Genomic DNA, 22498 nt, shown 5'->3' with positions numbered 1-22498 from the left:
CTCGCGAACCGGTAGCGGACCCGTCATGGCCGTGACCCAGAACGCGCGCCTGTCCGCGGTCTACTTCTTCTATTTCGCCAGCCTCGGCGCCTTCATGCCGTTTTGGGGGCCGTACCTCTCCGAGGAGGGGTTCAGCGGCGCCCAGATCGGCGAGCTGATGGCGATCGTGCTGGCGACCAAGATCATTGCGCCCAACGTCTGGGGCTGGCTCGCGGATCGTGCCGGCGCACACATGCCGATCGCCCGCTGGGGCGCGCTGGGCGGGGCGGTCGCCTTTGCCGGTGTGCTGCTGTACACGGGTTACTGGTGGCTCGCGGTGGTGATGGCCGCCTACAGCTTCTTCTGGAACGCGATCCTGCCACAGTTCGAGGCCACCACCATGCGCTCGCTGGGGCGGGATGCGCATCGCTACGCGCTGGTGCGACTGTGGGGCTCGGTCGGCTTTATCGTCGCGGTGGCGGTGCTGGGCTGGGCCTTCGACCGGATCGCCGTGGCCTGGCTGCCGTGGATCGTGCTCGCGGTGCTGATCGCGGTGGTGGCGGCGGCGCAGTTCGTGCGCGAGCCGACGCGCAACATGGACGAGGACAATAACGCCCCGCCGCTGTTGAGCGTACTGCGCCGGCCCGAGGTGATCGCGCTGTTCGTGGCCTGCTTCTTCATGCAGGCCAGCCACGGGCCGTACTACGCCTTCTTTACCCTGTACCTGGAAGAGGCCGGCTTCTCGCGCTCGGTGGCCGGGCAGCTGTGGGCGCTGGGGGTCGCAGCCGAGGTGGTGCTGTTCCTGCTGATGCCGCGCCTGATCCTGCGCTTCGGCGCCTGGATGCTGGTCTCCGCGGCACTGGTGCTGACCACGCTGCGCTGGGGGCTGCTGGCGGCGGTCCCGGATTCCCTGCCGATGCTGCTGTTCATTCAGGTGCTGCATGCGGCCAGCTACGGGGTGTACCACGCGGCGGCCATCTCGCTGATTCACTACTTCTTCCCGGGGCGGCTGCAGGGGCGCGGACAGGCGCTGTACTCGTCGCTGGCCTTCGGGCTGGGCGGGGCGATGGGCTCGCTGGTGGCCGGCTACCTGTGGGACGGCATCAGCCCGGCCTCGGTGTACGTGTTCGCGGCGTTCCTGGCTGCGGCCGGGGTGATCGCCTCGGTGTATGGCGGATGGCGCCATCACACGCCGGTGCGTACCTTGTGATTCCAGGCGTTGGGACGTGGCCCGCGGGCCTGCCGGGAAACGGCGAAAAACCGGTGTTTCCAGTGCGGTACAATTGCCTCACGTTACTTGTCACTCCTGCAGAGGGAACATGACGGAAGGGGGTCGCAGCGGGAGAAGGAGAGACTTCTTCCGCCACCGTCACTACTGGCTGATCCCGCTGGCGATCTGGACCCTGGTCGTGGCCGCGTCGCTGCTGTGGAACGTTCAGACCGTCCAGCGCCACAGCGAGGACACGGCCTTGCAGCAGGCGCGGTTCATTTCCCAGATGATCGAGACGTTTCGACTCTGGAATGCCCGGCATGGCGGCGTTTACGTCTTCGCCGACGAGGACACGCCTCCCAATCCGTATCTGGACGTACCGTTACGGGACCTCCACGGACCCGATGGCCGCCTGTTGACCATGGTCAACCCGGCCTACATGACACGTCAGGTGACGGAGCTGATCGACGACGAGGCCGGGTTCTCCGTGCGGCTGACGAGCCGGCAGCCCCTCAACCCCGTCAACGAACCCCTGCCATGGGAGCAGCGCGCCCTGGAATGGGCCCATGGCGGCGCCCCGGAATATCACGCGATCGAGTCGGTCGATGGCCGGGAAGAAATACGCTACATGCGTCCGTTGCGGGTCAAGCAAGCCTGCATGCAGTGCCATGCCCATCAGGGATATGACGTCGGCGATATCCGCGGGGCGCTGACCGTGGCCTTCGACTACGAGCCCTTCAGGGCCGCGCAGGCGAACCCCATGGGGCATGTGGTGGCCGTGCATCTGGTGGTCTGGCTGTTGCTGGCGCTGCTTACGGTATTCGGTCTGCATCGGTATCGCGGGCAACTCCTGCTGGTCGAGCAGATCCGGGATCGGCAGGAGGCGACGATCGAGGAACGCACCGCCGCGTTGCGCGAGGAGATCCGGGAGCGTCAACAGCGCGAAACGGAACTGCGAACCCTGCGTCGGGCGCTCCAGCACAGCCCGGCTTCGGTTGTGGTGACGGATACCGACAGCCGCATCGTCTTCGTCAACCGTAAGTTCACCGAGGTGACGGGCTACCGGGAGGACGAGGTGGTGGGCCAAAATCCGCGCATCATGCAATCGGGACGTACGCCTCCCGAGACCTATGAGCGGATGTACGCGGCGCTGTCTGCGGGACACGAGTGGCGCGGCGAGTTTCTCAACCGCAAGAAGAGCGGGGAGCTGTTCTGGGAAGAGGCCTCTGTCAGCCCCGTGTCCGATGCCTCGGGCGGGATCAGCCACTATGTGGCGGTCAAGGAGGACATTACCGACCGCAAGCACCGTGACGGCGAAATCTGGCGGATGGCTCACTATGATTCCCTGACCGGGTTGGCGAACCGCACTCTGTTCCACGAGCGCCTGGACAAAGGAATCGACCGAGCGCGGCAGTCGGGGGAATCCCTGGCGGTGTTTTATATCGATCTCGATGGTTTCAAGCCGATCAACGATACCTTTGGGCACGATACCGGCGATGTCGTGCTTCGCGAGGTCGCGCGCCGTCTGCAGGAGGCGATCCGCGACAGCGATATGGCGGCCCGGCTGGGGGGGGATGAGTTCGCGCTGATTGTTGCCGGACTGACCCGGTCGGAGAATGCGGATCGGGTTGCGCAAAAGATCCTTGAATGCCTGCGCCAGCCGTATTCGCTGGATGGCCACGAGGTTCACATTTCCGCATCCATCGGCATTGCGCTCTATCCTCGTGACGGCGAGTACGGTAGCGATCTGCTGCAAAAGGCCGATGAGGCGATGTACCGTTCAAAGTATTCTGGAAAGGACTGCTATCGGCACGCCGGCGAGGACGGTTAGCGACGGCCGGACCGCAGTGCTCGATCTGTTCTGGTGTCGCCGGTGGCCTCTACGGAAATACCGATCAGCATCGCCCGAACATGGAGCGGCAAGGCTGGCGCAATGCGGTGCGGATTCATAGGGTGGCGCCTCGCTTAACCAAACACTGCTCGATGTACACGCTCGCGTTGTTGCCCCGGATTTCCCGATCCACCGGCGCGCCTTCTGGGGGATAAAAGGGGCCACGGCGCGCGTGCCTATCGATTGGCGTTTCTTGATTTTGGCTGGAAGGGAGAAGGGATGATTCGAATTGCGATTGCGGGCGCCGGCGGGCGCATGGGCCAGAACCTGGTGCAGGCGGTGGACGACCACCCCGATGCCCGGCTGGGGGCGGCCAGTGAACGCCCCGGCAGCGAGGCGCTCGGCGAGACCGTCGGTCAGGAGGGGCAGGTGCGCCTGGTCGAGGACCTGGCGACGGTTACCGACGATTTCGATGTGCTGATCGATTTCACCTCGCCGCAGGCGACCATGCAGCACCTGGATCTGTGTGCGCGCGCCGGCAAGGCGCTGGTGATCGGAACCACCGGTCTCGACGCCGAGCAGGAACAGCGCCTGCGTCGCGCCGCGGAATCCCTGCCGATTGTCTATGCCCCGAACATGAGCGTCGGGGTCAACCTGACCTTCAAGCTGGTGGAGCTGGCCGCGCGGGCGCTGGGCGACAGTGTGGACGTGGAGATCCTGGAGGCGCATCACCGGCACAAGGTGGACGCGCCCTCCGGTACCGCGCTGAAGCTCGGGCGTGTGGTCGCGGAGACCCTGGGCCGCGACCTGGAACAGGATGCCGTCTACGGGCGCGAGGGCCAGACCGGAGCCCGCGATCGGCGCACCATCGGGTTCGCGACCGTGCGCGGTGGTGACATCGTTGGCGAGCACACCACGCTGTTCGCCGGGGACGGCGAGCGCGTGGAGATCACCCACAAGGCCTCCAGTCGCACGGTGTTCGCCTCCGGTGCGGTGCGTGCGGCGGTCTGGCTGGCCGGCGCCGGAAACGGGGTGTTCGATATGCAGGATGTACTGGGGCTGCGCGACCTCTAGCGAGTGCTGCGCCGCCTGGCGCTTCATTGGCCGCAGTATCCTTTGCCGTTCGTGTCTTTGTACCTTCGTCTAGCCGCCTGCCTTGTTGAGGCTGGTCCTGGTTCGGCACCCGGTGTTTACGTGCCTTCGTCCGGCCACCTGCCAGGCGCTGACTCGCCAGCGCGCCCCGAGGTCCTTTCTTGCTTGCCCAAGAAAGTACCCAAAGAAGGGCACCCGGATTTCGCCCGGGAACCTTGCTCCAGGGCCCTCGGGCCGGCGGCGCTGAACTCGCTGCGCCTTCGGCTCCGCTCAGACATCCAGCGCCTTCTCCCGGCCCGAGAACCCTTCCGCAAGGGGCTCCATACGGGAGGGGAAGGTCAAAACCAACGGTACCCCGTAGGGTGCGGTTGAGCGCAGCGAAACGCACCGTTCCCCACGCCGTGCGAAACCCTGATGCGATTCGCTGCGCTCATCACATCCTACGCCCCCCCGGCGCCCGCTCCGCGGGCGCGGCACGCAACGGCCGAAGGCCGAGCGTGCCCGAGATGATCGAAGACCTAGCCATCATCCATTAGCAATATCGTCGGAACGGCCGTTGTTTGGACCTTCCTCCCCGTTGTCGTCGCGCCGAGTGGAGAGGCTTTTCGCGGGGTGGTTTTTCGCGGGATTCGAGGCGCTGGATGTCTGAGCGGAGCCGCAGGCGCAGCGAGTTCAGCGCCGCCCGCGAAAAGCCTCGGAGCGAGGGAAACCCCGGCCCGCGCAGCGGGCCGGGGTCGCGGCAGTCGGGCGTGTTTCTTGGGTACTTCTTTGCACGAGCAAAGAAGTACCTCGGGGCGCGCTGGCGAGTCAGCGCCTGGCAGGTGGCCGGACGAAGGCACGTAAACACCAGAAGACGAACCCGGGCCAGCCTCAACAAGGCAGGTAGCGAACCGAGGCTACCGGAAACACCGGATGATGAATATGGAGTAGCGGGTGGCGGGCCGTACCCGGCCCGGGAATGCCCGGGAGAAAGGGAGGGCGGCAGGGCGCCGCCGGCAGGCGCGCTAGCGCGAGGAGCCGAGGCTTTGTTCGATGCGGTCGGCGAGGGCGACCAGCCGCGCCGAACTGCCGGCGGAGTCGCCACCGGCCTTCTGCTGCTGGCATTCCAGCAGCTCGTGCGCCAGGTTCAGCGCCACCATCACCGCGATGCGCTCGGCGCCGACCACGCGGCCGCCGTCCCGCAACTCCCGCATGCGTCCGTCAATCAGCGAAGCGGAGGCGAACAGATCGGCGCGTTCCTCCGGTGGGCAGGCGATCTGGTACTCCTTGCCCATGATGGAGACGCGGACGGGTTCGGACTGGCTCATTCGCTGTGCTCCATCGAGCGCAGGCGCGCGATCATGTTCTCGACCCGGTGGCGGGCCTGCTCGTTGCGTTCCTTGAAGGCCGCGCGCTCGCCCTTGAGCTGGCGCACCTGCTCCTGCAACAGGTGGTTCTCCTCGCGCAGGGCGGCGTGCTCCTCCAGCAGGCGCGTGATCGCGGCCTCAAGGCGCTCGGTCGGGTCGATCGCGGAATCGTCGTTCGGCTGCATGGCCTCGGTCCCGGTTGGCAGGCGGCCTTCGCCGCGGGGCGTTTGATCCATGGAGTCTAGGAGGGCTTCGCGCGAAGCGTCAACTTGGCTCATCTTCTTGCTGGAACACATTCACTTTTCGGGGGTCGCGCACCTGTGGTTCCGGGGTTTGTTGCGGCCCGGTGCCCGCGCTGGCCACAATACGGCGAATCCCTTTCCCTTCAAGTGTTGCTGCCCATGACCCAGCCCCCAGAACCCGGCCCCGAGGCTACCGTGATCGAGGGTACGGCCCACAACGGAAAGCCGTGCCGCATCGTTGACAGCACGGGCCGCGTGCCGCCCGCCGAGCTGGAGCAGCTGCTGAACGACCTGATCGCGGAGAAGCGCTTTGGTCTGAATGCGCTGTCCTCCACCGGGTCCAACGCGATCAAGCTGGGGGAGCCGCAATTCACGCATCTGCAGGTGGGGGACGATCTCTACCGCTTCCTGCTGTTCCCCTACGAAGCGCGCCTGGAGAGCTTCTGATGGCGAGCGACGCACACACCGGCAACGCCAAGTCGCAGGACGGCCTGGAGCGTGATCCCGCGGCCCTGCGCGAACAGCTGGAGCATGGCCTGCGCAGCATGGGCTTTGCCCAGACGCCGGCTTCGGCTCACGGGCTGTTTACCGGTTGCCTGGTGGCGGACCCGGGTGCCGACGTCGATGCGCTGGAGCAGAGCCTGGGCGAGGCCCTGCCGCTGACCGAGGGTGCCGGGGAGAACTTTGGCAGGACCGTGGAGGCGATCCGGCGCGCGCTGCTGGCGCAGCTCTACGACGTGGAGCTGGGTTTCGGTCCGCTGTTGCCGGAGGACGACGCCATCGAGGCGCAGGCCCAGGCCCTGTCGGAGTGGGTGGACGGCTTCATCGCCGGGCTCGGGCAGACACCCCGTCTGGCCAAGCTCAAGCCCTCGGCCGAGGCCAGCGAGATCCTCCGCGACTTCGCCGAGATTGCTCGCATCGAGCTGGAGCCGGACGATGACGAGGACAACGCGGCGGCCTTCGAGGAACTCAACGAATACGTGCGCGTGGGCGTGTTGCTGATCGCCGACGAGCTGGCTCCGGACGACCCGAAACGGATCCCGATGCAATGACGCGAACGCGACAAGCCCCCCGGCCGGGCCGGATGCCGGAGATCCCGCAGGGCGAGTTTGCCCGGCGTCGCCAGCGGTTGATGCGGGCGATCGGGCCGGACTCGATCATCGTCGTCCCGGCCGCCCACGAGCGTACGCGCAACCGGGACGTCGAATATCCCTTCCGTCAGGACAGCGATTTCCTCTACCTGACCGGCTTCCCCGAGGCGGATGCGGTGGCGGTGCTGGTGCCGGGGCGTCTGGCGGGCGAGTACATCCTGTTCTGCCGCGACCGCGACCCCACCCAGGAGACCTGGCAAGGGCGGCGCGCGGGGCCGGACGGCGCGATGGAGACGTACGGGGCCGAGTGCGCCTTCCCGATCGAGGATATCGACGAGATCCTGCCGGGGCTGATGGAGAACCGCGCGGTGCTGGCCGCGCCGTTCGGACGCGACGAGCCCCTGGACCAGCGCCTGTTCGGCTGGGTCAACCAGGTCCGGGCCAAGGCCCGCAACGGCGTGCGCGCGCCGCACGAGTTCGTTGCGGTGGAGCACCACCTGCACGAGCAGCGGCTGTTCAAGAAGGCACCGGAGCTGAAGCTGATGCGCCACGCCGCGGCCATCTCCACCCAGGCGCATGTGCGCGCGATGCAGGCCTGCCGGCCGGGCCTGACCGAGTTCGCGGTGGAGGCGGAACTGCTGCACGAGTTCCACCGCTACGGCACCGAGACCGCGTACCCCTCCATCGTCGGCGGTGGCGAGAACGGCTGCATCCTGCATTACATCGAGAACCGCGCCGCGCTGAACGATGGCGACCTGCTCCTGATCGACGCCGGCTGCGAGGTGCAGGGCTACGCCTCGGATATCACCCGTACCTTCCCGGTCTCCGGGCGCTTCGGCGAGCGCCAGCGCGAGGTCTACGAGTGCGTGCTGGCCGCGCAGCTCGCCGCGATCGAGCAGGTGCGCCCCGGCAACGACTGGGACACCCCGCACGCCACCGCCGTGCGCGAACTGACCCGCGGCCTCAAGGATCTGGGGGTGCTAAAGGGCCGCCTGGACAAGCTGATCCGCGACCAGGCCTACCGCCCGTTCTACATGCACCGCACCGGCCACTGGCTGGGGCTGGACGTGCACGACGTCGGCGACTATCGCGTCGGTGACGCCTGGCGCCAGCTGGAGCCGGGCATGGTGATGACCGTGGAGCCCGGGCTCTACTTCGGGCCCTACAGCGACGCGCCGAAGGAGCTGCGCGGCATCGGCGTACGCATCGAGGACGACGTGGCCGTCACCCGCGACGGCCACGAGGTCCTGACCGCGGACTGTCCCAAGACCGTCGCCGACATCGAGGCCTGCATGGTCGGCGACCTCCCGGGCTGGAACTGACCATGCCCGCCCGCCATAACCCAGCCCCGGCCCAGCCCCAGCCCCCTGTGGGAGCGGGCCTGCCAGCGAAAGGGGCGTGGATCGTGCCCCACGATACGTCCATAACCGTAGGGTGCGTTGAGCCCCGCGAAACGCACCGCTCACTCTGGGGCCACACACCCCGTGATGCGATTCGCTCCGCTCATCGGCATCCTACGCATCGACATCCTCCGATGGGCGATCCAGGTTTTGTGGGAGCGGGCCTGCCCGCGAATGAAGCGGTGGGTCTGCCCACTCGGGGGATGACGGCATGACCACGAACATCTGCGATATCGCCATCGTCGGTGGCGGGCCGGTAGGTGGCCTCGCGGCCTGTACCCTGGCGCGGGCGGGCTACGCGGTCACCTTGTTCGAACGCGGTGCGCCGCCCGCACCGGATGCGCACGCCAAGGATACCCGCGGCTACGCCCTGGCGGCCGGCTCCGTGCAGTTGCTCGACGATCTGGGCTACTGGGCGCCGCTGGCCGAACGGGCGACTGCGATCCGTTCCATCGTCGTCAGTCGCCGCGGTGGCCTGGGGCGCGTCCACCTGAACGCGGCCGATCACGGCCGCCACGCCCTCGGGCAGGTGGTGCCGGCCGTCGCGCTGGAGCCGATGCTGGACGCGGCCTGCCGTGACGCCGGCGTGGACGTGCGCCACCACTCGACGCTGGCCGGCGTGGGCGAGGTGACGGACGACCAGCGCGCACTGCGCATCCGCGGCGCCGACGGCGAGAGCACCTGGGCCGCGCGCCTGATCCTGGCCGCCGACGGCATCCAGTCGCCCACCCGCAAGGCCCTGGGCCTGCCGGTGAACCGCCTGCGTTACGCGGCGGATGCCCTGGTCTTCGATGTCCTCCCCGCTCGGCCGCACAACGGCCAGGCCTTCGAGCGCTTCACCGACGAAGGCCCGCTGGCGCTGCTGCCGCAGGCGGATGGCCGGATGAACGTGGTCTGGGTGGCCCCGCCGCAGACCTGCGAACGCCGCCTGGAACTGGACGAGGCCGAACGCCTGCGTGAGCTGCAGGCGCGCTTCGGCTGGACCCTGGGTCGGCTGCGTCCGGCGGGCCGCGTGGTGCGTTTCCCGCTGGAGCGGGTGCACGCCCCGGAGCCGGTCGCGGATCGCGCGCTGCTGCTGGGCAATGCCGCGCATGCGGTGCACCCGGTGGCCGGGCAGGGGCTGAACCTCGCCCTGCGCGATGTGGCGACCCTGCTGGGGGCGCTGCGCGAGGCGTGCGGGCAGGGCGGGGCGCCCGGCTTTGTGGCCGACCCCGGCGCACCCGCAACCCTTGCGGCGTATGCCCGGGCGCGGCGCGCCGACGTGAACGGCGTGGTGGCGGCGACTGACTTTCTCGCGCGCGGCATGCTGCACGCGGCCGGTCTGCGTGGGCATGCCCTGGGCGGCGGGATGATGGCCATTGATCGTCTGCGCCCCGCGCGCGACCGCCTGGCACAGGCGGCCATGGGCCTCGGCCCGCTACCGCGCCATACCGCGCGCCATCTCGCGCGGCCGGCCGCAGGGGGTGGGGCATGAGCGCGGTGGGTTCCCGCGACCTGCTGGACCTGCTGGTGGTGGGCGCCGGCGCGGTCGGTGGCGCCATCGCGCTGGGCGCGGCCCGCCAGGGCCTGCGTGTCGGGCTGCTGGAGCGCAATGCCGCGCCCACCTTCAGCGACGCGACCCCGGTGACGCGCGTCGCCACGCTCAACATCGCCTCCATGGACTTCCTGGCCCGCCTGGGGGTGCAGGACGCCCTCGAGGCGCGCCGCGCGCATGCCTTCTCCGGCATGGCCGTGTGGGACGCCCACGGCCCCGGGCATATCCGCTTTGATGCCGACGAGCTGGGCGTGCCGGCGCTGGGCTGGACCGTGGAGCACGCCGCCCTGGAGGCCGTGCTGTGGACCGAGCTGGAGGCCGCCGGCGTGGCCCTGTGGCCGGAAACGGAATGGAAGAGCCTCGACACCCGCCCGGATCGGGTGGATCTCTACGGCCCGCAACATGCGCCGCTGGCCTCCGCCCGTCTGGTGGTCGCGGCCGATGGCGCGCAATCCCCGCTGCGCACCCGTATGGGCATCCCGGTGCGCGAGCAGGACTATCACGCCCGCGGCGTGGTCGCGACCGTGACCACCGAGCGCCCGCACGAGGACACCGCCTGGCAGCGCTTCGTCGATGACCAGATCATCGCCTTCCTGCCGCTGGCGGACGGGCGTAGCTCCATCGTCTGGTCCCAGCCCGAACACCAGGCCGACGACACGCTGGCGCTGGACGACGCCGGCTTCTGCCGGGCCCTGGAGGCCGTGATCGACCGCCGCCTGGGAGCGGTCACCGCCACATCGAAGCGCGCCAGCTTCCCGCTGGTGGCCCGCCATGCCCGGGACTACCACGCCGGCCGCGTCGCCCTGGCCGGGGATGCCGCCCACACCATCCACCCGCTGGCGGGGCAGGGCCTGAACCTCGGCCTGGCCGACGCCCGCGCCCTGGTCGAGCGCCTGCACGGCCCCGCCCGCCGCGACCCGGGGGCGGAGACCGTCCTGCGGGCCTACACCCGCGACCGCCGCGCCGAGAACGCCTTCATGCAGCGCGCCATGGACGGCTTCCGCCTGATCTTCGGCACCCACGCCGCGGGCCTCCCGGAACTGCGCGGCCTCGGCATCCGCCTGGTCGACCAGGCCACCCCCCTCAAGCGCCGCCTTGCCCTGCGCGCCTTCGGCCTCGACTAGCCCCAGCCGCGCGGCTATCCAACCGCCGTATAACCTCCGTCCGGCGCTGCCCCGCAGGAGCCGCCTCGGTGGCGGAGCCCACCTCAGGTCTTGTGCCCGGCGCGGGCAGGAGCTTCGCCTGCAAGCAGGCTCCCACTGGTGCCGCCGGCCGTGGGCCCGCAGGAGCCGCGTCGGCGGCGAAGCCCTCACCAAAGCCCGGAAGTAGCGGTGGCCCGTAGGATGCGCTGAGTGCAGCGAACCGCATCATGGCGTCGGGGGCACGTCCTCATCGAGCCCGGGCACACCGCCATTTCCCCACCCACGGCCATCCCGGCCGCTCATATAACCCCCCGCGCGCCAACCGGCCACCAGCCCCCCCTGTAGGAGCGGCCCTGGCCGCGAAGCCCCCGCCAAAGCGGGAAAGCCACCAAACCGATCGAACGGGCCGCTACCTCCGCTTCGCCACCTGTCGGCTTTTTGCAACATTCTTCGCCGAAGGCAGCCCGAATCCCCGGTCGTTGCAAAAACGCAACGCGCTCCGACCCCTCGGCGGACCTACCCTCGACCCGAAAAATCGTCCAATCGGGGCAACGCGCAGAAAAATAAGAAAAACCTGATCGAGGTCTCGTATTCAGCGGGATTCCGAGCATTAGCTGAACATGATGAGCCCGTCATTTCAGCACGTTGCGATCCATTTCCGAGATTCCTGCAGACTGTGCGCGCAAGTGTTTGATCTGCCAAAAGGCGCCGTGCGCCACAGATCCCGCCCCACTGTGGCAATTTTTTCCCGCCCAGGGGTTGAAAAGAGACACCGTGGTGTATATAAAACACCTGTCATTCGCGGCATCGACCGTGGATGCAGGCGTAGAAACGAACACATACCTCTCCTGGGAGATACGCAACATGAAAAAACAGATTCTCGCAGTCGCCGTTGCCGGCGCCTTCGCAGTCCCGGCCTTCGCCGCCGCCGACACCAACGTCACCCTGTTCGGCCAGCTGCAGACGCAGATCGTCCACCAGAGCGCCTCGGGTGACGCCAGGTTCAACGATGGCTTCCGTGTCATGGACGGCGGTGGCACCTCCACCGGCTCTGGTAGCACGGCCCATCTGTTCAGTAACAACGTGGACGGTGCCAACCCGAACCGTATCGGCGTCATGGTCAACCACGACCTGGGCAATGGCCTGACCGCGCTCGCCAAGATTGAGCAGAACGTCACCACGACGGACGGCTTCAACTCCGGTGCGCGTGACGCCTACGTTGGTCTGGATGGCGACTTCGGTCGCGTTACCGCTGGCCGCATGTCCAGCCCCTACAGCACTGCCGGCAAGGATCCGCTCAACGGCACCTTCATGCAGCAGCGCGTGAACGGTGGTCGCCTGGCCCCGGGTGGCTTCGGCTGGGGTGGCTTTGCGAATGGGTCGTACCTTGATCGTGGCCTTCGTTATTCGAATGACTTCGGCATGGTGAACCTGGACGTTGCCGCGTTTATCGACAACAGCAACGACAGCGACACGGCCTACGCCGCGAAGCTCGGCTTCGATGTGGGCCCGGTCGAGATCTACGGTGCCTACCAGCGTGCCGATGACAACAACCAGACCTCCGGGATCCTGGGATTTGTTGACGGCACCACAAACGACGACGACGACGCAACCGCGACCAAGCTGCGCACCGCCAAGATCGGTGTTGACTTCCGCCAGGGCCCGTGGCGTGTGAACTTCGAGGCGGAAGATTTCACCGCCGAGAACGAAAACAACATCACCGGCATGCAGGAGCGTAGCGGTAACACCTACTTCGCCGCGGGTACCTACTCCATGGGCAGCACCGACTTCTCGCTGACCCTGGGTCATACCTCTAACGATCCGGCTGGCCAGGCGAATGTCGATAGCGTCGCCTTTGGTGTTACCCATCACATGAGCAACCGCGTGCGGGTGTTCGGTGGTGTGGCCCACACCGACGTGAAGTCCGGTGGTCCGGACTACACCGCGGTCGGTGGCGGTATGCGGGTGTCCTTCTAAGGGCAGCCACTGCTACCAAGCGGTATAACAACAAGTTTGTAGCTTGTTTTGCGGGGCCCCCAGGGGCCCCGTTTTTTATGCGTACCTTACGGCCCCGTTCGGGGCTTTTTTTGTGCTTGAGCCTGGTGGTTTCGCCATCCGGGCACTATCAGGCGTCATCCGAAAACCCGCAAACCCGGGGTCAAACCTTGCGTTTTGCCCTTCGGGGATCTCGCGCGCCCGATTTGAATTTCGGGCAGGGGGTGGGCTGGTAGGAATTAGTTTGGCGGCACGGTCTGATTTAGGGTGTACTGGCGATTGTCAGGGACAAGACGGGGAGAGCAGGGATGGCTCGATCGTTGCGGTTGGAGTATCCGCGCGCAAACCCGGGGTCAAACCTTGCGTTTTGCCCTTCGGGGATCTCGCGCGCCCGATTTGAATTTCGGGCAGGGGGTGGGCTGGTAGGAATTAGTTTGGCGGCACGGTCTGATTTAGGGTGTACTGGCGATTGTCAGGGACAAGACGGGGAGCGAAAACCCGGGGTCAGACCTTGCGTTTTGCCCTTCGGGGATCTCGCGCACGCAAACCCGGGGTCAAACCTTGCGTTTTGCCCTTCGGGGATCTCGCGCGCCCGATTTGAATTTCGGGCAGGGGGTGGGCCGGTAGGAATTAGTTTGGCGGCACGGTCTGATTTAGGGTGTACTGGCGATTGTCAGGGACAAGACGGGGAGAGCAGGGATGGCTCGATCGTTGCGGTTGGAGTATCCGTGGGCGCTGTATCACGTAACGGCGCGTGGCAATCGGCGGGACTGGATCTACCTGGATGACGTTGATCATCGGCGGTTCGAAGAAACGCTGGCGCAGGCGGTCGAGCGATTCAACTGGGTGGTCTTTGCGTACTGCCTGATGGGCAACCACTATCACCTTCTGGTAGAGACGCCGGATGCGAATCTGGGCCGGGGGATGCAGTGGCTGAACGGCGTTTACACGCAGCGGTTCAACCGCCGTCATCGGCGTGTGGGTCATGTGCTGCAAGGCCGGTACAAGGCGATCCTGGTCGAGCGCGAGTCGTATCTTCTGGAATTGGCGCGCTACATCGTCCTCAACCCGGTGCGTGCGCATCTGATCGATGATCCTGCGGACTGGGAGTGGAGCAGCTACCGGGCCACCGCAGGTTTTTCGGACGCCGCCTCGTGGTTATCGACGGACCGCGTGCTGGACGAATTCGGCCCTGCCGCCTCCCGACGCCAGGCCTATCGGCGCTTTGTGCATGAGGGGATCGGATGCGCTTCCCCCTGGAATGATCTGCATGCCCAGCTATTCCTTGGATCCGAGGCCTTTGTAGAGGCGCAGCTGGCAGGTCAGTCCGGGAGGTTGGACTCGGATCCGGAATACCCCAGGGCCCAGCAGCGGCCTGTGCCGCCGACGCTCGAATCCCTGAAGGCAAGCCTCCCGAGGAATGAAGCCATTCGGCGCGCGTATGCGTCCGGTGGCTACACGCTGAAAGCCATCGGTGACCATTTCGGCCTGCATTTTTCGCGAGTGAGTCGAATCGTGTCCGCAGGGGCAAAAGGCAAGGTTTGACCCCGTCGGCGCAAGATGGCGATATCCGCATGGTGTATAGACATTGTTTAAACGACTGTATCACCCCGGTGTGGGGGTGTGGCAGAGGGGTATGTTCGGGCGGGCGGGCGAGATCCCGGACAACCGCGTTGCGGTTTCCGGGATGACGATCGGGTGTGTTGGCGTGCCATTTGGCGGGTTTGGTCGAAGGGGTGACTCCCGCCGTTGTTGGTGCGTTTCGCGGGGCTCAACGCACCCTACGGGCAGTGCGATTCCGTAGGATGCCGATGAGCGAAGCGAATCGCATCATGGGAGCTGGCTAGCGAACGGGGTCGACGCGGATTTCGAGGGTGAGGGTGTCGCGGTCGCGGGTGGTGCGGCGGGAGGCGAGGCCGCGTTGCTCGGTGGCGCTCTCGCTGTGGACGCCGCCGAGGGTGTGCCAGGCGCCCGGCTCCAGGGTGAGCTGGGTGTCGACGGCGTCGCGGTCCACGGCGCCGCGCGCCAGCGGGCGTTCGTGGAGTTGGGAGATGGCCACGCGCACCCGGCCGTCGGGCTGGACCTGGGGGCGCACGCGGAAGCCGCGAGCGGTGTCCTGCAGGAGGGGTTCGATGCCGACGCCGGCGCGGCCGTGGATGATGCGGAAGCCGGCGGTGCGGGTCTCGCCGACCAGGATGATGGCGTCGGTGCCTTCGCGCAGCCGCAGGTGCTGGGTCTGGTCGTCGCGGCGCGTGGTGCGCAGGCGCTGGGTGGTGATGCGCCCTTCGGTGCCGTCCGGGCCGCTCTCGAAGTCGATACCGCCGCCGCGTTCGGTTCGCGGGGCGTCGCTGTGGCGGCGCACGGAGAGGATGAGGTCCTGGGTCGGGGCGTCAAGTTCGGCGACGACCTCGCGGATCTGCTGGAGGGTGCGGGCGTCGGCGCGCACCAGCAGGCGGAAGCCGTCGCCGCGCAGGGTGGCGGTGTCGCCGAACAGGGCCTGGAGTTCGGGCAGCAGACTGTGGGCCGGGCGGTGCTGCAGCGGCAGGACGGCGACTTCGGCGTGGGGTTCACGCGCGCCGGCGAGGCCAGGGAGCAGGGTGCCGGCGGCCAGCGCGAGGGCGGCCCGGAGCATATGGCGGCGGTCTTTCATGAGACGCGGGTCAGACGAGGAGGCGGCGGAGTTCGACGGCTTCATCGCTGAGACTCCAGTTGGCCTCGAAGTCCTGGACGGCGCGCTGGGTGCCGGGACGATCGTCGACATCCCCGCGCAGGATGCGCCGCCCGCCGGCCTGGGTGAGCTGCATCCAGCCGCTGTGGTCGGCGATGGCGGTTACGGTCAGCGGGCTTTCCTCGGTGGCCTCCAGGCGGCGTACCGAGACGGCGCTGGGCAGGCGCTTGATGCTCTCCACCAGGCTGGGGAGCTGTTCCTTGAGCGCCAGGTCGTCGTCGACCAGCAGGCGGATGTCGGTATGCCGGTGGCGCCGCGCGATGCCGGCGAGCTCGGCGCCGAGGTCGGGGCCGGCGATCTCCGCCAGCAGGGCGACGCGGCCGTGCAGCCAGAGGCGCCGCCGGGTGGCGGCCAGGAGTTCGGCCAGCAGGGCCTCGGCGTCGATCAGGGTCGGGTCGCGTTCGGGGGCAGGCATCGGTGTCTCGCTCGGGGCCACGGTCCTTCTCTCAGGATAGGGGAGTGGCGGTGGGTTCGCATCTTTGGGTTCGGTGGTGGTTTCGCCTGGCTCAGGGGGCCGGCTGAATTCGTTGGTATCTGGACGGGGCGATTCGCGTGCAGGCACGCTCCCACAGAATTGCTCGCAGGATGCGGATGAGCGTAGCGAATCGCATCGTGGGCGTGGTGCAAGCGGCCGCGGAGAGCGGTGCGTTTCGCAGAGCTCAACGCACCCTGCGGTTAGGGATATAACGGATGCGTGGCCAGGCCCTCGCTCGGACGACTCCAGGGTTGGTGGGGTCGTGGGGTCGGGTTGTGGATGCGGTGGAGCATGCGGCGGTGAGGGATGCCGGCGTCCTCGAAGGTGTCACTGATGATGAAGAAGTCGTGGCGCGCATAGAACCCGATGCGACTGTCCTGAGCGTTCAGCCAGACCTCGCGCCAGCCGTGGCGGGCAGCGGCCAGGAGGGCGCAGTCCAGCAGGCGCGAGCCGATGCCGTGCCCGCGCCAGGGTTCGCGCACGGCCATGCGGCCGATCTGGCCGGAGGGCAGCATGCGCAGGGTGCCGACCGGTTCCTCCCCCGGCCCGGTGGCCAGCCAGTGCAGGGCGGCGGCGTCCAGGCCGTCGAATTCGAGTGCCTCGGGTACGCCCTGTTCCTCGACGAAGACCTCGCAGCGGATGCGGGCCAGTGCGTCGGCATCGGCAGGCCAGGTGGCCTCCCGGAAGGTGATGGGATGCTGCATGGGTATCCTCCTCCGGCGTGCCGTTGGAAGGAGCCACGCCCGCGCGGGCGAACCGGGTGGTGCTGGCTCCTGGCCGTCCTGGCCCTGGCCCCGGACGAAAGAGTCTAGTCCAGGTTCGGGGAATCTTCCTGTGAAGGGTTTCGCGAAACGCGGGCTGTACGAGGTCGGGTGTGCCCGGCAGGAAGGCGCATGATTGCGCGCGCCGCGTGGCGACTCAGGATGCGGCCACGTGACAGGGCGAGGCGATCGCCCCGCCGCTTCGCGTCTCGCCATGGCGGGCACGGCATGGGTGCGGTGCCAGAGACCGGGCGATTGCCTCGCTTTGCGCCTCGCAATGACAGGTTGGCGAAATCACGCGCGCGCGAGGCGGAGACTCTAGCGCTGGCCGATGAGGGTGTCGCGGAAGCGGCGGGACAGGGGTTGTTCCGGGTGGAGCCAGATACCGAAGTAGGCCTCGGCGAAGTCGCGGCCGGGGACCTCGACCAGGGGCGTGCCGTTCTGCAGCAACCGCGTGCCGCGGCCCGGGCGGTATTCGAGCGCGTAGCGGTCGCCGGCCTCCATGTCGCGGTAGGCGGCGTTAAAGGTGTCGAGCCGATCGGCCAGCGCCGCCAGGGTCTCCGCCTCCTGCTGGTCCTCGAGCAGGCGGTTACCGCTCTTGCGGAAGTCGTCGGCGCTGATGGCGCGCAGGTATTCCAGTTCCAGCCGTTTGGGCACGTCGGCTGTCAGCACAGCCTCCGGTGCAACGTTCTGGGGCACGTAGAGTGCGCCGATGTAGACGCGGAAGATGGTGTAGCGGTAGAGCCGGCCCGCGCGCAGCGGAACGGTCGTATCGTCGATGGTGACCGAGTCGGCGAAGCGCACACCGTCGATCTCGGTGGCGGCCGTGGCCGGGGCGGCGATGAACAGGGCCAGCATCAGCGTGGCCGCGAGCGAGGTCGCGAAACGGACCGGTTGGGTGCGGGGTTTCATGGGGCAGTGCCTCCGGGCTGGACGAGGGTGGTCGCGCGTTCGCGCGCGTGGATGCGTTCGCGCAGGGCGTGCTGGGCGTCGGCGTCGATCGGGAAGCGCCAGATCAGGGCCATCGCCGCGAGCTTGAACAACACCGGCAGGCCGGCGTAGGCCAGCGCCAGCACGAGCAGGGCGGTGGGGCCGTTGTCGCCGTCGGCCGAGAAGCCGGCCAGACCCAGCAGCGGGAAGCTGAGCCCGACGGCGGGCGCCAGCGCCAGCTTGGTGGCCATGCCCCACAGCCCGAAGAACAGCCCGGCGCGTTCGCCGCCGCCGTCGGCGGTGTCCTGGTCGATCACGTCGGCCTGCATCGCGGCCGGCAGCGCCAGGTCCACACCGAGGCTGAGCCCGGTCAATACGGTGATGGCGTAGAACGCGAGCACGTCGCCGGAACCGAGGAACGGGACCCAGATAAAGAAGGCCGAGGCGAGCAGCATCGAGAGCGTCCACACCCGGTGCTTGGGCAGCCGGCGGGCGAGGCGCAGCCACAGGGGCAGCGCGAGGATGCCGGTGGCAAAGTAGACCAGCAGCAGTGGCCCGGCGTGTCCGGGGGCCTCCAGCACGTGGGTGATGAACAACAGGAACAGGGTGGCCGGGATGGCGTTGGCAGTGCCGTTCAAGACCCAGGCGAGGACCAGGCGGCGGAACGGTTGGTTGGACCGCAGCAGGGTCCAGCCGGCGCGCCAGGGCACCGGTGCCAGACGCCCCGGGCGCTCCGGCACCCGCCAGAGCAGGACGACGAAGGCGATCGGCAGCAGCACCCACAGCAGGACTGCAAGGGTGGCCAGGGCCGCGCCGGCATCGTCCTGCAGGCCCAGGACCGCGGGGAGCGCGGCGGCCGTTACCGTGCCCAGTACGACGAAGCCCTCGCGCGCGGCGGTGATGCGCGAGCGCTCGTGGTAGTCGCCGGAGAGCTCGGCGCCCCAGGCGGCATAGGGCAGGGCGACCAGTGTCCAGCCGAGATAAACCAGGGTGCTGAAGAGCAGCAGATACCAGGCGCCGGCATCGGCCGGCGGGCGGAACAGGAAGGGCGCGGCAATCAGCAGCAGCGGGACGCCCGCCAGCATGACCGCGCGCCGCCGCCAGGCGCCGGGGATGCGGTCGGACAGATGTCCGATCAGCGGGTCGGTGACGACATCGAGCAGCCGTGCCAGCAGCAGAAAGACGCCCACCAGGGTGACGCCCAGGCCGGTGTGCTCGGCATAGTGGGTGGGCAGGAAGACATACAGCGGCAGGCCGAGGACGGCCAGGGGCATGCCCAGGCCGCCGTAGGCGAACAGTCGCGGCCAGCGAAGGGTGCTCACCTCATCGGTTCGCGGGGTCATGGCCCGGCGCGGCGGGCTGGACGGGGCTTTGCAGAACCGCCTGCATCAGGTTCACGCGGGCGGTGTCGAAGCCGACCTCGCAATAGGCGAGGTAGTAGCGCCACATGCGCAGGAACGACTGCGAGTAGCCCAGCGCCTCGATGACCGGCTCCGCCTGGCGGACCTCCCGGTGCCAGTGGCGCAGGGTGCGCGCGTAGTCCTCGCCGAACAGGGCCTGGTCCTCGACCGTGAGCCCGGCGCGCTCGGCTTCCGCGTTGAAGCGCGGGACCGAGGGCAGCATGCCACCGGGGAAGATGTAGAGCTGGATGAAGTCCGCGTTGCGGCGGTAGTACTCGAAGGCCTCTTCCGCGATGGTGATGACCTGCAGCGCCGCGCGGCCGCCCGGGCGCAGGCAGCTGCGGACCTTGGCGAAGAAGGTCGGCCACCAGTGTTCGCCCACGGCCTCGAACATCTCGATCGAGACCACGTGATCAAAGGTGCCCTGCAGGTCGCGATAGTCCTGCAGACGCAGCTCCACGCGGTCGCTCAGGCCGGCGCGTTCGATGCGGGCGCGGGCATAGTCGAGTTGCTCCTGCGAGAGTGTCACGCCGGTGACGCGGTAGCCACGCTGCGCGGCCATCTCGGCAAAGCCGCCCCAGCCGCAGCCGATCTCGAGGATGTGTGCGCCGGGCTCGGCGTTCAGCTGATCCAGCAGGCGCGTGTACTTCTGCGCCTGGGCCAGTTCCAGGGCCTCGTCGCCGCGGGTGAACAGTGCCGATGAATAGCTCATCGTGCGGTCCAGCCACAGGTTGTAGAAGTCGTTGCCGAGATCGTAGTGGAAGCGAATATTGGCGCGGCTTCCGCGGCGACTGTTGCGGTGCATCCAGTGGCGCATGCGGTCGATGGCGCGCTGCCATGTCGGGCGCTCGGCCATCGGCGCAAGGGCCTGTTCGTTGTCGGTGGCGAAGCGCAGCAGCGTCTGCAGGTCGGGGGTGATCCAGTCGCCACTGATGAAGCCTTCGGCGAAGCCGATATCGCCGTGGCGCAGCAGGCGCAGGATGGCCCGCCACGGGCGGCGGAAGTGCCATACCGCCTCGACGCCGGCCTTGCGCCCGCGCAAGGTGATGCGGTCGCCGGACGGACCGATCAGGGTGATCTGCCCGGTGTCGATGTCTTTCAGGGCGCGGGCGACCAGGCGCAGGGCCCAGTCGCGCCGGGCCGTGCCTTCCTGCGGGGTGTCGATGTGGTCGAGGGCCATTAGTCGATCTCCTGTGCGGGGGGTGCGGGCCGTGGGTGATAGCGCCCGCCGCGCCACCAGATTCTGAGAGCCTGCCAGTGGATCAGCGGCAGGATCTTGAGGGTCATCCAGGGTTTCTTCAGGAAGGCGGCCAGCAGCGCGCTGTCGCTGAACGGGCGCAGGCGCCCGTGTTGCGAGGCCACCAGCATCAGGTCCTGGTCCTGGTATTCGTTGATCGCGATGCGCAGCGATGCGCCGGACTGCAGGCGCGGCGGCGTCAGGGTGAAGGCGTAGCGCGCGTGCATGTCGATGAACGGTGAGACGTGGAAGGCCTTGTTCTTTTCCTGGCGCACGGGGAGGGCCATGGGGGCGCCGTTCTCGTGCAGCAGGTAGTGGTGATGCTCGCCGAAGGTATTGCGCACCTCCAGCAGGATGGCGCGCAGGTCGCCGTCGGCATGCCGGGCGTACCAGACACTGAGCGGGTTGAAGGCGTGCCCGAGGACGCGCGGCATGGTCAGCAGGTGAATCGGGCCGCCGGCCAGGTCGATGGCGTGTTCGGCCAGGTGGGCCTCGATCCACGGGCGCCAGGGGCGTCCGTCGCGTGGGCCGTGGTCGCGGGTGCGCAGGCTGAACAGGTTGAAGCGATTCAGCGAGAACAGACGGCAGCGGCGGGTGGTGTCCGGAAGGCGGTCGATGTCGAACAGCGCGCCGATGACCGGGTAGCGAAAGCGATACTGCTGCGGGAAAAACCGCTGGTGCATCACCGTGCCGTGGACGAGGGCGGCGTCCATCAGGTGTTCCGCGATTGCGCGGCCGGAGCGCCGACCGGGGTCGTGCCGCCGCCGTGGACGGTGGATTCCGGTACGTGGCCGGGTCGCGCCGGGGCATTGGGTGCTTGCGCCGGGTGCGACCAGGGCGCTTCGATACCCAGCGCCTGCCCGACATGGACGGCCGAGCGCAGGCCGTCCTCGTGAAAACCGTAGCCCATCCACGCGCCGGCGAAATACAGGCCGTCCTCGCCCTGGGTCGCCGCGAGCCGCTGGCGTGCCTTCTCCGCCGCGCTGTCCATGACGGGGTGCTCCCAGTGCTGTTCGCCAAGTACGTGGTTCGGATGCGGGTCGCGCCAGGGGTTCAGGCTGATGATGTAGTCCTCCCTGCGGTCCAGGCGATGCAGGCGGTTCATCCAGTAGGACACGGAGACGCGGTCGCGCGCCTGGGTGGTGCGCCCGGAGAGGTAGTTCCAGGAGGACCACACGCGACGCGAGCGCGGCATCAGGGCGGGGTCGGTGTGCAGCACCGCATGGTTGGCCTGGAAGCGACAGGCCGACAGCAGGCGATCGCGGGCGGGGTCGGCCCCGTTCAGCAACCAGCGCGCGGTATTGGCGTGACAGGCGAACACCACGGCATCGAAGCCGATTGCCTGGGCATCGGTCAGTACCCGCCACTGGCCGGCCTCGGGCATGACCGCGCGCACCGGCTCGTGGACCACGCAACCGGGCTCCAGACGCCGCGCCAGGCGGTGGACGTATTCACGGCTGCCCCCCGTGACCGTGCGCCACTGGGGCCGGTCACGCAGATCCAGCAGGCCGTGGTTGTGGAAGAACTGCAGGAAGCTGGTGGCCGGGAATTCGCGGATTTCATCCGGCGGGCAGGACCAGATCGCCGCGGCCATCGGCAGCAGGTAGTCCTCGGTGAAGCCGCGACCCAGGCGGTGTCGGTCGAGGAAACCACCAAGCGTGCCCTCCGGGCTCTCGCGGCGCTCGAACAGCCCCTTGCCCAGGCGGTTGAAGCGCAGGATGTCGGTGGCCATGCGCAGGAAGCGCGGGCGCACCAGGTTGCGCCGCTGGGCGAACAGGGTGTTGAGGTCCGAGCCCGCGTACTCCACCCCGTCGGGCTGGCGCGAGTACCCGAACGACATGTCCGTATCCTGCGTGGCGACGCCCAGCTCCGCGAACAGGCGGGTCAGCAGGGGGTAGTTGCGCTCGTTGTAGACCACGAAGCCGGTATCGATGGCGGTGCGGCCCTGTGGGTCGGGCACCTCCACCGTGCGGGCGTGGCCCCCGAGTTCGGCTTCCGATTCGAACAGCTGCACCTGGTGGCGGGTCTGCAGGATCCAGGCGGCGGACAGGCCTGCGATGCCTCCACCGATGACGGCGATACGCGAGCGTTGCATGGTGGTGACT

20 protein-coding genes and 1 pseudogene are annotated in these 22498 nt (G+C 68.0%); 10 read left to right on the top strand and 11 right to left on the bottom strand.

Features of this window, described 5'->3' with window-relative positions:
* Nucleotides 1-25 precede the first annotated feature (25 nt).
* From F817_RS0103940 to dapB, 3 genes are all read left to right on the top strand, one after another.
* A complete protein-coding gene (locus tag F817_RS0103940; RefSeq protein ID WP_024326434.1) occupies nt 26-1189 on the top strand; it encodes an MFS transporter in 1164 nt (387 codons plus the stop codon).
* Nucleotides 1190-1205: 16 nt separating this feature from the next.
* On the top strand, nt 1206-3020 hold the full coding sequence (locus tag F817_RS0103935; protein ID WP_196801205.1) for a diguanylate cyclase domain-containing protein: 1815 nt from the start codon (nt 1206-1208) through the stop codon (nt 3018-3020).
* A gap of 279 nt (nt 3021-3299) precedes the next feature.
* Entirely contained in the window at nt 3300-4094 is a 795-nt protein-coding gene (gene dapB / locus F817_RS0103930) for a 4-hydroxy-tetrahydrodipicolinate reductase (RefSeq protein ID WP_024326432.1), read from the top strand.
* A 288-nt stretch (nt 4095-4382) separates the two neighbouring features.
* On the opposite strand, the pseudogene F817_RS14815 reads toward dapB, so the two are convergent.
* The 3 genes and pseudogenes from F817_RS14815 to F817_RS0103920 all read right to left on the bottom strand — a co-directional run bounded on the left by F817_RS14815 (nt 4383) and on the right by F817_RS0103920 (nt 5643).
* A pseudogene (locus F817_RS14815) lies at nt 4383-4641 on the bottom strand (hypothetical protein).
* A 475-nt stretch (nt 4642-5116) separates the two neighbouring features.
* Nucleotides 5117-5419 (bottom strand): cell division protein ZapA, encoded by a 303-nt coding sequence (locus F817_RS0103925; RefSeq protein ID WP_024326431.1) that lies wholly within the window; start codon nt 5417-5419, stop codon nt 5117-5119.
* A complete protein-coding gene (locus tag F817_RS0103920; protein ID WP_024326430.1) occupies nt 5416-5643 on the bottom strand; it encodes a cell division protein ZapB in 228 nt (75 codons plus the stop codon). The genes F817_RS0103925 and F817_RS0103920 overlap by 4 nt, the downstream gene beginning before the upstream one ends.
* Nucleotides 5644-5859: 216 nt before the next feature.
* Here F817_RS0103920 and F817_RS0103915 point away from each other — a divergent pair, with 216 nt between their 5' ends.
* The 7 genes from F817_RS0103915 to F817_RS0103885 all read left to right on the top strand — a co-directional run bounded on the left by F817_RS0103915 (nt 5860) and on the right by F817_RS0103885 (nt 14407).
* The gene (locus F817_RS0103915) at nt 5860-6147 is read left to right on the top strand and encodes a hypothetical protein (protein ID WP_024326429.1); all 288 of its coding nucleotides are present in this window, start codon (nt 5860-5862) and stop codon (nt 6145-6147) included.
* On the top strand, nt 6147-6752 hold the full coding sequence (locus F817_RS0103910) for a UPF0149 family protein (RefSeq protein ID WP_024326428.1): 606 nt from the start codon (nt 6147-6149) through the stop codon (nt 6750-6752). Before F817_RS0103915 ends, F817_RS0103910 begins: the two co-directional genes overlap by 1 nt.
* 32 nt (nt 6753-6784) lie before the next feature.
* Nucleotides 6785-8113, top strand: coding sequence for a Xaa-Pro aminopeptidase (gene pepP / locus F817_RS0103905; RefSeq protein WP_024326427.1), 1329 nt, complete (start codon nt 6785-6787; stop codon nt 8111-8113).
* 289 nt (nt 8114-8402) lie between these two features.
* On the top strand, nt 8403-9665 hold the full coding sequence (locus tag F817_RS0103900; protein ID WP_024326426.1) for an FAD-dependent monooxygenase: 1263 nt from the start codon (nt 8403-8405) through the stop codon (nt 9663-9665).
* On the top strand, nt 9662-10849 hold the full coding sequence (locus F817_RS0103895) for an FAD-dependent monooxygenase (RefSeq protein WP_024326425.1): 1188 nt from the start codon (nt 9662-9664) through the stop codon (nt 10847-10849). The genes F817_RS0103900 and F817_RS0103895 overlap by 4 nt, the downstream gene beginning before the upstream one ends.
* Nucleotides 10850-11731: 882 nt before the next feature.
* Nucleotides 11732-12844: a porin gene (locus F817_RS0103890; protein WP_024326424.1), complete on the top strand. Its 1113-nt coding sequence runs from the start codon at nt 11732-11734 to the stop codon at nt 12842-12844.
* A 717-nt stretch (nt 12845-13561) separates the two neighbouring features.
* Nucleotides 13562-14407, top strand: a complete 846-nt coding sequence (locus tag F817_RS0103885) for a transposase (RefSeq protein ID WP_024326423.1) — start codon at nt 13562-13564, stop codon at nt 14405-14407.
* A 298-nt stretch (nt 14408-14705) separates the two neighbouring features.
* Here the strand turns inward: F817_RS0103885 and F817_RS0103880 are convergent, their stop codons facing one another.
* The 8 genes from F817_RS0103880 to F817_RS0103845 form a co-directional block, all read right to left on the bottom strand.
* Nucleotides 14706-15557 (bottom strand): hypothetical protein, encoded by an 852-nt coding sequence (locus F817_RS0103880; protein ID WP_024326422.1) that lies wholly within the window; start codon nt 15555-15557, stop codon nt 14706-14708.
* Nucleotides 15523-16005, bottom strand: a complete 483-nt coding sequence (locus F817_RS0103875; protein ID WP_024326421.1) for a hypothetical protein — start codon at nt 16003-16005, stop codon at nt 15523-15525. Before F817_RS0103875 ends, F817_RS0103880 begins: the two co-directional genes overlap by 35 nt.
* A gap of 260 nt (nt 16006-16265) precedes the next feature.
* Nucleotides 16266-16769 (bottom strand): GNAT family N-acetyltransferase, encoded by a 504-nt coding sequence (locus F817_RS0103870; protein WP_024326420.1) that lies wholly within the window; start codon nt 16767-16769, stop codon nt 16266-16268.
* A gap of 375 nt (nt 16770-17144) precedes the next feature.
* Entirely contained in the window at nt 17145-17738 is a 594-nt protein-coding gene (locus F817_RS0103865) for a chalcone isomerase family protein (RefSeq protein WP_024326419.1), read from the bottom strand.
* Nucleotides 17735-19099 (bottom strand): MFS transporter, encoded by a 1365-nt coding sequence (locus F817_RS0103860; protein ID WP_024326418.1) that lies wholly within the window; start codon nt 19097-19099, stop codon nt 17735-17737. Before F817_RS0103860 ends, F817_RS0103865 begins: the two co-directional genes overlap by 4 nt.
* Entirely contained in the window at nt 19080-20336 is a 1257-nt protein-coding gene (locus F817_RS0103855; RefSeq protein WP_024326417.1) for a cyclopropane-fatty-acyl-phospholipid synthase family protein, read from the bottom strand. The genes F817_RS0103860 and F817_RS0103855 overlap by 20 nt, the downstream gene beginning before the upstream one ends.
* Nucleotides 20336-21106, bottom strand: a complete 771-nt coding sequence (locus F817_RS0103850; RefSeq protein ID WP_024326416.1) for a DUF1365 domain-containing protein — start codon at nt 21104-21106, stop codon at nt 20336-20338. The genes F817_RS0103855 and F817_RS0103850 overlap by 1 nt, the downstream gene beginning before the upstream one ends.
* Nucleotides 21106-22488: an NAD(P)/FAD-dependent oxidoreductase gene (locus F817_RS0103845; RefSeq protein WP_024326415.1), complete on the bottom strand. Its 1383-nt coding sequence runs from the start codon at nt 22486-22488 to the stop codon at nt 21106-21108. The genes F817_RS0103850 and F817_RS0103845 overlap by 1 nt, the downstream gene beginning before the upstream one ends.
* Between the last annotated feature and the right edge of the window lie 10 nt (nt 22489-22498).

This window comes from Thioalkalivibrio sp. AKL19, from assembly GCF_000420165.1.
GTDB lineage: Bacteria > Pseudomonadota > Gammaproteobacteria > Ectothiorhodospirales > Ectothiorhodospiraceae > Thioalkalivibrio.
This window is presented reverse-complemented; position numbering and strand designations above follow the sequence as displayed.